This window comes from Acinetobacter sp. NBRC 110496 (assembly GCF_000876115.1).
GTDB lineage: Bacteria > Pseudomonadota > Gammaproteobacteria > Pseudomonadales > Moraxellaceae > Acinetobacter.
The window spans coordinates 85,786-98,726 of sequence record NZ_BBTF01000007.1 but is presented as its reverse complement, the minus strand read 5'-3'; the positions used below and the strand labels follow the sequence as shown (position 1 = coordinate 98,726).

Genomic DNA, 12,941 nt, shown 5'->3' with positions numbered 1-12,941 from the left:
ATAATAATCATTCAATATCATTATTTACCTTTATCTAATCCCGACTAATTTGAAAGTTGGAATTAAATTCTGTGTTAAAACTTGGTGGTCCAGCTGACTTTCAACGTACGGCCTGGTGCAGCCATCGCACTGCGAGTGAGTGGATCGATATAAAATTGGTTTGAAAGGTTATTGCCAACAAATTCAACTGTGTTATAGGTATCAACTTGATAGCGTGCATAGGCATCAAAAATCCAAGTATCATCCCAAGCAAGAGGTACATTGAGGTAATAGCCTTTATTGATACCTGCATCATTATTTTTACGTAATGGACTTTCATAGCCTTTGTAGAAAGTTGCTCGCGCACCAAGCTCAAGCCTTTCATCTAGAAAGCGCGCGCCGAATAATGCATGTGCGCTGAGTTCAGGTGTCGACATCGTCACGAGATAGCCGTTTGGAAAACCATCATCGACGCAACGTTGATAAGCATCGCGGAATTGAATGCCTTGATCTGTTTGTATTGTGCCGCTATTAATCATTTTATTAATGGCACTATTACTGTCACAGACTTCATTTTTAAGGTTATAAGCCATGCTTAAATCAGTAAAGAAAGCACCATTGTCAAAACGGCTTTGCAACTCAAGGCCAGAAAGATTTTGCTCATCCATATTGGTAAAAATCAGATTTTGATTTCGCTCAATTACATTTTTGGTTTTGTTGTAGTAATAGGCCAACTTAATATCGGCATTGCGAGCTGAACTGAGCCAGTTACGCATGTCATAAACATAACCCACTTCATAATTAAACGCATGTTCGGGTTTAATCGCTTGAGATGGCATCATCGCCGAGAAGCCGACTGTACTTTCAAATAAGCTGGGTAAGCGATATTCCTCTGCATAGCGTACATAAAGCCGATTGTTTTCAGTCAAATGAATGGATGCGCCAAGTTGAGGTGCCCAACCACTGTCTTTTACTTTCTGAGCCGATTCAATCGGAGTTTGCTCAATTACAACAGGTTGGAAACCACTGCCGATCACCACATACTTCTGCCCTAAGGCATTCAGTTGGTTTAATATATTATCAGCTAGGGCCAAATGACCATTTTCATCAGCTTTCCAAGTGAGTGTATTTTTCTGTGACCAAATCCGGCTGTACAAAGCCGTTTCTGATGCAGGCACCGTTTCTAAACGGCCATCCCAATCAGGATTGTTGGCTGCATAACGTTGCGTTAAAAGGTTTAGCATACGTTGTTGCTGAGCATCATAACTCTCAGGCATGGTTCGATATTCAAAGTTGTATTCTTTGACTTTACTTTTCTTGGTAAATAACGGATTTAAAGAGGGATCAATACCATCTCTGATCGATTTATTTAAGAAGTCATCAAAGGCCCAATAAGAGCGATAACGCATACCCGCATCAAAGCTTAGCCAAGAAGCTGGTCGATAGTTGAAATTAAAATCAGAGGTCTTTTCTTCACGGCGTCCCGCACGAGGTAAAGCCTGATATAAGGAATAACTTGGGCCATATTCACCATAAATATCATCAGAAGTGAGCTTTTCTTTTAAGAAGCTTCCGCCTAAAGTTAAATCGAGCTGACCAGTTAATTGTGCTTTATTACTGATACTAATGCCTTGACGTCGGTTGTCTGAGTGACTGATTGCTGTATTGATCAGTCGATTATCTCTAAAATCAATAATCGTTGGCCATCCGCCTCGTGTGTAAGTTTCGCTTTCGGTATCGGTTTGCCAAATATTGGCATAGAAATCGACCCACTGATTGGTCTCAGGTTTAAACTTATATTCTAAGCTGTAGGCTTTAGAACGAATATGACTGAGTGGCCATTGCGGTACACCAATTTCAGGGGTGAGTCCCCATTCAATTCGTGAAGGCATGATCTCACCAAATCTATTTTTGGTATCTCGATAAGTGAATTTCAGCGCTTGATCATCGCTTGGTCGATAACCTGCCTTAAATAGCCAAGACTCCATCTGACTTGAGGTGTTCGGTACTTCATTGCCAGGCTTATAGGAGTGAGCGAAATATGGAATAAAATCAAGACTATTGCTTGGCTCAGCCCGTTTGTAATAGCCGGCGCCATGTGTGCCTGAAAAATAATTGCCTCGTTCACGAACAGCATAAACAGCCAATAAATCAAATTTATCCTGTTTCATTGCCAATGCGAGCCGGCCCGCTAAATCATCCCCAGAGAAGTTAGAATTATCATTTCGGGTTCGGTTCTTTTTATAAATATCTGGATCGTATTTTTGACCATTAATATCCTCCCACGGCGTCGTATCATTATAGTTCTTGCCAATTTTACTCATGTCGGGCAATGAAGGATCAATCGAGTTGGTAGAGCCTTCTACTTTTAATTCTGCGCCAAAGGTTTTACCTGGACGAACAATATCATCTGCTTCTAAGGTCTTGACTACAACACCACCACCGACTGAGGTTGTAGTATTCCGTTCCAGTGATGGGCCTTTAATGACTTCAATGCCCGCAATCAGATTTGGATCAATATAATTCCGGTTGTTCACCCCATTATAGCCACGCCACACAGCAATCGACTGCTCAGTGCCGTCAATGGTTAAGGGCACTCGACCTACCCCTTGCACACCACGTACACTCGGATCTAAAGCACCACTATTACGGGCATCACCACTATAGACCCCAACCATACCTTGCAAAACATCGGCAGGATTGGTGCCTTTAAAGCGCTCAATGTAGTCTTTACCTGCATAAACAGAAGATCGATTGGCATCATAAACCCGGTTACTGCCTTGTGTATCACGATCTTCTTGGCCATAAACCACCAATGGTGTCAAACGAACGGAGACTTCTTTATCACTGGATTGAGCAGGTGCTGTTTGAGTTGTAACTGTATCGAAAGTATTTGATGTCGCATTGCTATTTTTAGCTGTCTTTTTTGTCAGCGTATATCCTTGCCCGACTTTGACTGCATTAAATTCTGAAGCAGCAAGAATATGTTGAAAGCCTTGTTCTAAAGCATAAGAGCCCTTTAAGCCTGAACTGTATTGTCCTTTGAGCTGCTGTGCATCAATCGCAATTGCAGTCCCCGATTGTTCTGCAAATTGGTTCAACACATTGGCCAGTGTACCTGCTGGAATATTGTAGGATTTTACAGCAACTGTTGCTGCATAAGCCGGTTGTAAGGGAAAAGCCAAGCTGCCAATACACAAGCTATGTACTGCAAATGCAAGTGTTGAGAATCGAAATACGTTCCGATTTCGCATTTGACCTTTTCCGACTTTCTTCATTTTTACCCGCCCTAGTAAATGTAAATAAGAATCATTAAATCTATTAAAATAAAATGATCCCAAATTTATTGCTTCTACTTACTATGACGAACAGCTTTTAAAAAAGTGGAACCTGAATTTTAAAAAATTTAAATTTTTTTCTTGAATACAAATATTCAAAGCACTTATTCAGGTATTTTAAATATTATTTTTTGATGAAATAACAATAACATAAGGTGTTATTTTATAAATCTTTAAATTTGGGAAAACCGTTGCCAATAATTTGAGCGCATCCTGTGTTTGATCCAAGGGCAAAACGGCATTCACTTGGATATGACTTAAAGCTTCTGCATTAAATAGGATTTTACCTTTAAAATTTTGATCTAATTCCTTTAATACCTGATCGAGCGGTAAATCCTCTACCATCAACTGATGTTTATTCCATTTTTGTTGTTCATTATAAATATTGAGGGCTGAAAGTGGTTGCACTCCGTTCTGATTCATACTCACAGCCTGCCCTGCACTTACAATCACTTGCTGTTTTGCATAGGGATTTGATGCGGCCTGTACACGTACCCGAGAATGCAACATTTTCAGCTCAGTTGCCGCAGGTGTATAACTCACACTAAAAGCAGTTCCAAGCGCTTGAATCTGCCCATGTTTGGTTTTGACTAGAAATGGTCTTTGTGGATCTTTAGCAACATCGACATAGATTTGCCCCTGCACCAATTCAACAACGCGCTGATTGGCTTGGAAATCGAGATTAACTGCACTTTTACTACGCAGAATTAAATGGGAACCATCTTGCAAGGTTTGTGTAGTCCACTGCGCTGAATCGCCCTGTATATCAGCGCTTAAATATGCAATCGTGTTATCGGTCAAATAAAAAATACTACCACTGACTGCGAGCAATGCAATTACAAAAGCACTGCCTGCCCGCAGATGCTTATAAGATTTAGCGGAACCTAGACCCGCTTTAAGTGCTGACTTCACCACTTTTTTATGATGCGTACTTTGGGATACTTTCTGAATTGAGCGGATACACTGCTCAATATCTACTGCAATTTTTTGATGTTGCAGGCTGCTTTGTTTCCATTGATTAAACTTTAATTGTGCATTTTTTCGGATCGACTCATCATCTGAACTGAGCTGGACGATCCATAACGCAGCTTCCTCTACCAGTTGGTGCTGCTGTTTATCCATTGCCATTTAAATACCGACATCCATTTCTAAGCGAGTCTGATAACATCGAATTAAACAACTGGCGAGATATTTTTGGATCATTTTGGTTGAGACACCCAATTGTTCTGCGGTCTCTTTATGGGTATAGCCTTCCAGATAATGTAAGATAAAAGCTTGTTGTGCTTTGACAGAAACATCTTCCAAGGCTTTACAGAGTTGGTCGAGTGCTTGAATAATCTGCATCTGATCTTCAGGCGAAGCAACCGCATCCAGCATGTATTCCATCTGGCTTAAGCCATCGAGATATGCTTGTTCAATACGTTTACGGCGAACCTGATCAATCAGTAAGTTTTTTGCAATGGAAGTAAGGTAAGCACGTGGTTCCTTGATACCCAAAAGCTCGTCACGCGTCTGTAGCAGCTTAATAAATGTATCTTGAACCAGATCAGCAGCCTGATCAGTATTCCCAAGTTTTTGCCTCAACCATTGGTGAAGCCAACCTCTATGGTTTCTGTATAATTCATCTATAAGCAGAGGTGTTCTGTTCACAATGATCTGACTCAAAACAAAGTGTTTTTAAATGATAATAATTATCATTAACAAAAGTCAAGACCGAATTTCGCTTTCGCTATTTTTTATCTTAAATACATGAATTTTTATGAATTTATCAACTAAAAACCAAGTGTTTTTTAAACTACTTATTCTCAGCTATTTTTTTCCTAATCTCTTTTCTCCATTTCGCAGCATTTTCCTGCTGTTTATTCAGTACAACCCCCAACATATAGGCGGTTATTGCGGCACCGATCAATGCAACACCACTTTCATAGAGAATATCGTAAATAAACTCAAATAAACCATCTGCTAAAAAACTCAAGGCTCCAGAAAATTTAAGCGCTTTGGCAATAGCGACAATAAAAACTCCCAGCAAAGCACCGACCCACAGGAATATTTTATGGATATTTATAGGCGCAGTCACTTCATCAATTTGATCTGGGTACTTACGGTAATATTCAATCTCTTCTGCTGTAACCTCTGACGTAGATTTAAACAGTAGTCTAAAAAACAGCGTGTCATGATCCAGTTTTAAATCTTTTTTCATTGGTTTTATCTACACTTTTAAATATTTCTTATTTTTGCACAGTCTCTTTTAGATGATTTTACCCACTTTGTGCTGCAAAGTTTAATCTGCTTCTAATCCCTCAATAATCGCATAGGCCGTGATACGGGCAGAAAATGGATTTTGACCTGTAATCAAGTTTTGATCTCGTACTACATTGGGTAGAAAAGGAATGAATTTTCTTTCATAGAGTGCGCCACGTTGTTTAGCAAGTTCTTCGGCGTTATAAGGAACTTTCTTTGCGACGCCAGCCAACACTTCTTCGCACCACGCAAAACCAGTCAGCTTTTTTCCAGTAATTAAATACTGCCCCGTAGAAAGTCGAACATTAAGCAATCCACAATAGCCATGACAGACACTGGCAACAATACCACCCTTTTCATAAATATTTTTGGTGATGTCCTGTAATTTTTCATTGTTCAAAAAGTCCCACATCACACCATGTCCACCCGTGTAATAGATTGCATCATAATCTTGCCAATTAATCTCGGATGGCTTTTTGGTTGTCTCAAGCAGTTGCATAAATGCTGGATCATTTTTGCGTTTCAGGACAGATGAATCGGCAACAAAACGCTCTAATGATTTAGGTTCTATTGGCGATAAGCCACCGTTTGGACTAACAATATCCTGAATATAATTTTGCTTTTCAAACTCATCATAGGCATGGGTAAGCTCACCCAACCACAGTCCAGTAGGTCGATTAATGCCTTCATACTCAGAGACATTGGTTACAACATGCAGGATACGTTTTGACATCTTTCACCTCGGTTTTTAACTTTATTGTTAGGCTTGCTTTTACATCACTATAAGCTTAAAGTTTGCTTGAATGTCAAGAGGAAAACAGCAAGATGAATATCAGCGAATTATCAAAACAAAGTGGTTTAAGCACGCCAACCATTCGTTATTACGAACAAATCAAGCTGTTACCTAAGGCAAAACGTAAATCAAATGGTTATCGTGAATACAATGAAAATGATCTGAAACAGTTATTCCTGATCCAGCAAGCACAGCAAGTCGGCTTTTCTTTGACAGAAATTAAATCCTTTCTCCCTTCCAATTTAACAACATGGAACCATGATATTTTAATTGGCCTGCTCGAAAGTAAAATCAAAGACATTGAAGAACTTGAACAAAAATTAGCAATCAGTAAACAAAATCTGCAATTGATGATTATGGCCATTAATAATAAACCGGATGAAATTACCTGTGAGGAAAATGCACAGCGCTTACTTAATCTTTACTATGTTAAAGATAAAACCTAAGCATGGTATCCAATAAAAGCCATTTATCAGAGATCGATAAAAGCACTTGACCTTAAACCCAACTTTAAACATAGCATTTATCTCAGCTAATCAATGAGGAGCCTGTCATGTTTAAAGCGTGGAATTTTAACAACTGGTTGATCCGTATTTTCATGCTGATGTTGGCGAGTAGTCCAGTCTATGCCGCTGACGCTGCGAAACAGCAAGCTAAAATCAAAGACAAGATTTTAGTGGTCATGACCAACCACTCTGCTTACCCCACTCGATCAGATCACACTGGCTTATGGCTGACCGAACTCACCCATTTTTATGATGTCGCACAAACTGCAGGTTATGACATGGATTTTGTCAGCCCCCAAGGTGGTGCAGTCCCCTTGGATGAGCGTAGCCTCAAGTCAATTTATATGGATCAATCCGCAAAAAAACATCTGGCTGATCCTCAGTTTATGCAACGCTTAAACAATACTCTGACGCCCAAAGCTATTGATCCTTCCCACTACAAAGCAATTTACTATACGGGTGGTCATGGCACCATGTGGGATTTTCCCAATAGCCAAGGCTTAAAGCAGATCAGTGAAAAGATTTATCAGCAAGGCGGTGTTGTATCTGCGGTATGTCACGGCGTAGGCGGATTATTGCCGCTTCAAACCGCAACGGGTCAAGCACTCATTGCAGGTCGTACGGTTACAGGCTTTGCCAATATTGAAGAGACCTTTTCAGGGATTAAGTCCCAAGTTCCGTTCTCTTTGCAAGATGGATTGATACAAAGAGGAGCAACATACAAACGAGCTTTTCTCCCCTTTACTTCTTATGTAATCACTGATGATCGGATTATCACTGGACAAAATCCACAATCCAGTAAAGAAATTGCAGTGGCGGTCGTTAAGCGCTTAAAAATATTAAATTAAACATCAGGCCTAAAGCCAGCTCAAAAGAGTTGGTTTTTTATCGGCTCGATGATAGTCAATGGTACAGTCTGTCTGAGGAATTAAATACCTTTGAATTTGGACAGAAGCTATTTCATAAAATCTCCAATTGGTTCACAAAAACCAATGAAAGATTTTTCTATCATTGGTTTTTGCTCGATCAAGCTATTTATTGCCTTAGCATTGCCAACTTATTCGCCCTTATTTTATGAAGCAAATGAATATGTACGCATCCGTTTTTTATATTGGCGCGTACGGCAAGTCATTGCTGTTTGCTGTAACGCCAATGCCCAGAGTGGAGATACCTTTGGATTGGTGGTTTTACCCAGACTGAGTTTACGTAACTGGAATTTCACTGTTGCCATGTTGGCAAGCGATGCTAAAGTTTTATTTTCCCATCTAATCGGTTTGAGTTCAGGTGCGTTATTTTGCCCTTGTTTCCATTCATTGGGGAGGTTGGGATCAATCGCGAGTGCTGTGGCAATCCCCACCATGTCAACACCGCTTTCAATCACCTGCTCAGCCACTTGTTTACGACGTATACCACCCGTTACCATCACAGGCATTTTTGCAACTTTAGCAATCTCTTGGGCAAATTCTAAAAAATAAGCTTCACGTGCCAAAGTACGCCCATCGCGTGCCTGACCTTGCATGGCAGGTGCTTCATAACTCCCACCAGAAAGTTCGACCAAATCAACAGCCTGTTCATTCAACATCATGACCACTTGTTGCGCATCTTCAGCACTGAAACCACCACGCTGGAAGTCAGCAGAATTGAGTTTGACTGCAACTGTAAAAGTGTCTGAAACCACAGCACGTACTGCTTTGACAATCTCGATCAAAATACGCGCACGGTTTTCTAAAGAACCACCCCATTGATCTTGACGTTGATTGCTCAAGGGCGAAAGAAACTGACTCAATAAATAACCATGTGCTGCATGAATCTCAACACCAGTAAAGCCTGCTTTTTCTCCCAATCGTGCAGTATTGGCAAAACGTTGGATCACTTCATCAATCATGTCTTGGGTCATTTCAATCGGTGTATTAAAACGATCTGACATTTTGCCTAAATCCAGGGCAACTGCTGAAGGTGCCCAAGTTTCTTGACCTAAATTGGCTTGCATTTGACGACCAGGATGATTAATTTGCAACCAAACTTGCGCCCCCTTAGAACGGCCAATTTGCGCCCAGCGTTTGAATGTATCCAAATACTTTTCATCTTCCAGAACCACGCCACCAGGCCCTGTCATGGCACGACGATCCACCATCACATTACCCGTGATAATCAAACCAACACCACCATCTGCCCAAGCTTGATATAAGCGCATCAGTTCTTCAGATGGCGCATGATTTAAATCCGCCATGTTTTCTTCCATTGCAGCTTTTGCAATACGATTTGGGATATACGAACCATTTGGGAAAACTAATTTTTCAAACACTTTCATTTTTGTCACCTCTTTGACGATGTCTTTACTTTAAGATTAAAGTAAACTTTAATGTCAAGCGGTTTTATCTCCGTTCATATATGCGTTCTTAAAATAAAAAAGAGAGGCATTGATGCCTCTCTTTTTCAGTTTAAACTTGAATATCATCAATCACCCTTATGCGCGGATAAATGCCAATAGATCTGGATTAATCACATCCGCATTGACCGTGAGCATCCCATGTGAGAAACCTTTATAGGTTTTTAAAGTCCCATTTTTTACCAACTTTGCAGACAATACCCCAGAGTTTTCATAAGGTACAACCTGATCATCGTCACCATGCATTACCAGTACAGGGACTGAAATCTTTTTTAAATCCTCAGTAAAATCAGTCTGAGAAAAAGCCACAATCCCATCATAATGTGCTTTGGCACCGCCCATCATGCCTTGACGCCACCAATTCCAGATTACTGGCTCGGAAGGTTTCGCATTTGGACGGTTAAATCCATAGAAAGGACCTGCGGGTAAATCATAGTAAAATTGCGAACGGTTTTTAAATAACTGGTTTTGCAAGTCGTCGAAGACTTCTTTCGGTAAACCATTTGGATTACTCGCTGTTTTCACCATAATTGGCGGAACTGCACTGACCAAAACTGCCTTAGAAACATTTGCTTCACCATGGCGTGCAATATAGTGAGCCACTTCACCGCCACCTGTTGAGTGACCAATATGCACCGCATTTTTTATACCGAGATGTTGTACCACCGCAGCGACATCGTCTGCATAATGGTCCATATCATGACCATCCCAAACCTGACTTGAACGACCATGACCGCGACGATCATGTGCCACAACACGGAAACCTTCATTCAAAAAGAATAACAATTGAGCATCCCAATCATCTGAGCTGAGCGGCCAACCATGATGAAAAAATAAGACCTGTGCATCGCGAGGTCCCCAATCTTTATAAAAAATATCTACACCATCTTTTGTCGTAACGTAAGCCATCTTTGTTTCTCCTGTGTAAGATTTACACTGTCGAGTTCTGATCTATGTTCTAATCAATGTTCGTGGAATCACATATTTTTCAAACTATCCGCATGGATAGTGACTCTATACTAAGATTAAAGTTAGCTTTAAGGTCAACATAATTAGTCCCATTCTGATAACAAAAATGTAATTTAATGCTTAATAACTCACAGTGATTGATCCTGCTTAATATTTGAAATCTAAATTTTTATTTCTATAGCACAGACTTTTTGTGCGAATTATCTTTACATTGTTATAACGAATCCGTGATGTGTGTTTCAAGTCATCAATTATCCTACTTGACTTTAAAGTTGGCTTTAATCTTATAGTGACTCTCAAGCAATCAATGTGCAGGTCTTGGCATAAGACTGGATGGATTGGGTCAATATAGGTTAACCAACATGAATAGTCGTCAGCAATTTACTGAAGTTGAATTTGGAGAGCAAAAAGTCAAAGTACCGAAAGGTGGTTACTATGATCGCTTTAGCATGCATCCCGATTTAGACCAAGTCGCTCAAGATCCTGCAGCGGGGAATATTGATTTCTTCCGTAAGATTCCTAAAAAACTGCTTGAATCCAGAGTCGGCCCTGTTTGGGCTCCCAATTTTTATTATCGTAGCGCTAATGTGCAGGTCCTGATGCTCGCACCGCTTAAACAACTCAAGAAAAAACTGCCTGTTCCTTTAGAACCGCTACAGGCTTTTCCGGGTTATGGACTGGTCGCACTCACCTTCTTTACTTATTCCGTTTGTGATAACGACCCATATAACGAAGTCTCAGTCGCAATTGTTGTGCGCCAACCCAATGCACGTGGCCCACATGCACTGGAACTGATCAACTCAATTCGGCAACGACATTTCTATGCCCATGTTTTAGCACTGCCTGTTGATACAGAAATAGCGCGGGTACGTGGCGTTTATGGCTATCAGTTGCCCAAGTGGCTGACTGAGATTAATGTCGACATCAACCCGATCGAGGTGAATGCCAATTTGATGGATACGGAAGGAAAAATTGATTTAAGCCTCAGCGCAGCAACGCCACCTTTACAGCAAGTGCAGTCAGAGACACGAACCAGTGAAGCAACAATGCTACATTTGGTAGATCACAAATGGCATCAAACACACGTGCAATCGAATATCCTCTCTTTTGCACAAACCTTGTTGCCGAGAAAAGTGAATTTGGTTCGTCATGGTGGGCCTTTAAGCCAGTTATTGGATGAACTTGGTGCATCGAAAATTCTTCGTTTAGATGTGATTCAAGATGCCCAAGTTGCGCTACATTTACCGCAAGCACTTTAAAAATTCAAATGATCGAACAACTAAGGAAAAATAACACATGAACCAAACAAAATATGATCTTGTGGTCTTCGGCGCCACCAGTTTTGTTGGCCAGATCCTCACCCGATATCTGGCAGAATACTTTGCTGACCACAAAGAACAGCTGAATTGGGCAATTGCAGGACGTTCACAGCAAAAACTACAACACGTAAAAGATGCTTTAGGCACAGCAGGACAAGCTATCCCGATCTTGGTTGCTGATGCCAACAATCAAACCGAACTCGATGCGCTTTGTGCACAAACCCGTGTAGTGGTCTCAACGGTTGGCCCATATGCTTTATACGGTGAACCTTTGGTTCAAGCTTGTGTAAACAATGGGACAGATTATTGTGATCTGACTGGAGAAACCCAGTGGATTAAACAAATGATCACTAAATATGAAGCGCAAGCCCAGCAATCAGGTGCGCGTATTGTGCATTGCTGTGGTTTTGACTCAGTTCCATCCGACATGGGGGTCTATTATTTACAACAACAAGCACAGCAACAGTTTAATGCACCTGCGACCCAAGTCAGCATGCGAGTCAGAACCTTAAAAGGTGGTGCATCGGGGGGCACAGTGGCAAGTTTGATCAATGTCGTTCAAGAAGCAGCTGCCGACCCTGCTTTACGTAAAGATCTGCTCAATCCCTATATCCTTTGTCCTGCAGATCATGGCAATACCCAAAGACAAATTTATATCAAAACAGCCAAATTCGACCCCGATTTTAATGCATGGATTGCACCTTTTGTGATGGCTGCTGTCAATGAACGTGTGGTCCATCGCTCAAATGCCTTATCTGGCAATGCCTATGGCAACAACTTTAGCTATAACGAAGCCATATTGACGGGTGAAGGGCTAAAAGGACGATTAAAAGCTTTAGGCGTGGTTTCTGGTCTAGCTGCTTTTATGCTCGCGGCAGTGAGTAAACCAATCAGCCAAGTCATGGAACGTTATTTATTGCCAAAACCAGGTGAAGGCCCAACTCCAGAACAACAGCTAACAGGCCGATTTGACCTACGTTTTGTGGGTAAAACAGATGCAGGACAAAGCCTGAAAGTTAAAGTCACAGGTGACCGTGATCCTGGTTATGGTTCTACAGGAAAAATGTTGGGACAAGCTGCATTGAGTCTTGCAATTGACCATGCCAAAGACAGTGAAAAAGTTGGACGTAACGGTGGATTTTGGACACCTGCGACGATGTTTGATGATCGCTTCATTCAACGTTTAACTGATCATGCAGGGCTCAAATTTGAACAGATTTGAAACATTCTCTTATAACTGCTCTATCAAATTACTTAAGTTTAAATCGAAAAATATTCATGTGTCCCCTACATGATGAATATCAAGGAATCACATGACAACATTCTGTTTATTCCTGATGATCTCGGCTTAGGTGAAAGCGATATTTTTTTGAAATCTTTATGATGGTTTAGTCGCATTTATTGCCA

11 protein-coding genes are annotated in these 12,941 nt (G+C 40.9%); 4 read left to right on the top strand and 7 right to left on the bottom strand.

The window, feature by feature from the left end; all coding sequences use genetic code 11:
- Positions 1-74 precede the first annotated feature (74 nt).
- The 5 genes from Aba26S_RS05995 to Aba26S_RS05975 form a co-directional block, all read right to left on the bottom strand.
- Entirely contained in the window at positions 75-3,233 is a 3,159-nt protein-coding gene (locus Aba26S_RS05995) for a TonB-dependent receptor (protein WP_168926878.1), read from the bottom strand.
- 201 nt (positions 3,234-3,434) lie between these two features.
- Positions 3,435-4,445, bottom strand: coding sequence for a FecR family protein (locus Aba26S_RS05990; RefSeq protein WP_043970722.1), 1,011 nt, complete (start codon positions 4,443-4,445; stop codon positions 3,435-3,437).
- On the bottom strand, positions 4,446-4,967 hold the full coding sequence (locus Aba26S_RS05985) for a sigma-70 family RNA polymerase sigma factor (RefSeq protein WP_005241616.1): 522 nt from the start codon (positions 4,965-4,967) through the stop codon (positions 4,446-4,448).
- A gap of 145 nt (positions 4,968-5,112) precedes the next feature.
- The gene (locus tag Aba26S_RS05980) at positions 5,113-5,517 is read right to left on the bottom strand and encodes a hypothetical protein (RefSeq protein WP_005241618.1); all 405 of its coding nucleotides are present in this window, start codon (positions 5,515-5,517) and stop codon (positions 5,113-5,115) included.
- An 81-nt stretch (positions 5,518-5,598) separates the two neighbouring features.
- On the bottom strand, positions 5,599-6,291 hold the full coding sequence (locus tag Aba26S_RS05975; protein WP_043970720.1) for a type 1 glutamine amidotransferase domain-containing protein: 693 nt from the start codon (positions 6,289-6,291) through the stop codon (positions 5,599-5,601).
- A gap of 92 nt (positions 6,292-6,383) precedes the next feature.
- On the opposite strand from Aba26S_RS05975, the gene Aba26S_RS05970 reads away from it, so the two are divergent.
- Entirely contained in the window at positions 6,384-6,797 is a 414-nt protein-coding gene (locus tag Aba26S_RS05970) for a MerR family transcriptional regulator (RefSeq protein WP_005241621.1), read from the top strand.
- 107 nt (positions 6,798-6,904) lie between these two features.
- On the top strand, positions 6,905-7,705 hold the full coding sequence (locus Aba26S_RS05965; protein ID WP_043970719.1) for a type 1 glutamine amidotransferase domain-containing protein: 801 nt from the start codon (positions 6,905-6,907) through the stop codon (positions 7,703-7,705).
- A 224-nt stretch (positions 7,706-7,929) separates the two neighbouring features.
- Here the strand turns inward: Aba26S_RS05965 and Aba26S_RS05960 are convergent, their stop codons facing one another.
- Both Aba26S_RS05960 and Aba26S_RS05955 read right to left on the bottom strand, forming a co-directional pair.
- Positions 7,930-9,168, bottom strand: coding sequence for an NADH:flavin oxidoreductase/NADH oxidase family protein (locus Aba26S_RS05960; RefSeq protein WP_043970717.1), 1,239 nt, complete (start codon positions 9,166-9,168; stop codon positions 7,930-7,932).
- A gap of 156 nt (positions 9,169-9,324) precedes the next feature.
- A complete protein-coding gene (locus Aba26S_RS05955) occupies positions 9,325-10,155 on the bottom strand; it encodes an alpha/beta fold hydrolase (RefSeq protein ID WP_043970715.1) in 831 nt (276 codons plus the stop codon).
- Between the two features lie 422 nt (positions 10,156-10,577).
- On the opposite strand from Aba26S_RS05955, the gene Aba26S_RS05950 reads away from it, so the two are divergent.
- Together Aba26S_RS05950 and Aba26S_RS05945 are read left to right on the top strand one after the other, a co-directional pair.
- Positions 10,578-11,474, top strand: a complete 897-nt coding sequence (locus Aba26S_RS05950; RefSeq protein ID WP_043970713.1) for a hypothetical protein — start codon at positions 10,578-10,580, stop codon at positions 11,472-11,474.
- Between the two features lie 37 nt (positions 11,475-11,511).
- The gene (locus tag Aba26S_RS05945; protein WP_005241628.1) at positions 11,512-12,756 is read left to right on the top strand and encodes a trans-acting enoyl reductase family protein; all 1,245 of its coding nucleotides are present in this window, start codon (positions 11,512-11,514) and stop codon (positions 12,754-12,756) included.
- The last annotated feature ends 185 nt before the right edge of the window (positions 12,757-12,941 follow it).

Coding starts and splice junctions, on each gene's coding strand:
- Aba26S_RS05995 (WP_168926878.1), bottom strand. CDS start 3,233: ATGCGAAATCGGAACGTATTTCGATTCTCAACACTTGCATTTGCAGTA.
- Aba26S_RS05970 (WP_005241621.1), top strand. CDS start 6,384: ATGAATATCAGCGAATTATCAAAACAAAGTGGTTTAAGCACGCCAACC.
- Aba26S_RS05990 (WP_043970722.1), bottom strand. CDS start 4,445: ATGGCAATGGATAAACAGCAGCACCAACTGGTAGAGGAAGCTGCGTTA.
- Aba26S_RS05965 (WP_043970719.1), top strand. CDS start 6,905: ATGTTTAAAGCGTGGAATTTTAACAACTGGTTGATCCGTATTTTCATG.
- Aba26S_RS05950 (WP_043970713.1), top strand. CDS start 10,578: ATGAATAGTCGTCAGCAATTTACTGAAGTTGAATTTGGAGAGCAAAAA.
- Aba26S_RS05975 (WP_043970720.1), bottom strand. CDS start 6,291: ATGTCAAAACGTATCCTGCATGTTGTAACCAATGTCTCTGAGTATGAA.
- Aba26S_RS05980 (WP_005241618.1), bottom strand. CDS start 5,517: ATGAAAAAAGATTTAAAACTGGATCATGACACGCTGTTTTTTAGACTA.
- Aba26S_RS05960 (WP_043970717.1), bottom strand. CDS start 9,168: ATGAAAGTGTTTGAAAAATTAGTTTTCCCAAATGGTTCGTATATCCCA.
- Aba26S_RS05945 (WP_005241628.1), top strand. CDS start 11,512: ATGAACCAAACAAAATATGATCTTGTGGTCTTCGGCGCCACCAGTTTT.
- Aba26S_RS05955 (WP_043970715.1), bottom strand. CDS start 10,155: ATGGCTTACGTTACGACAAAAGATGGTGTAGATATTTTTTATAAAGAT.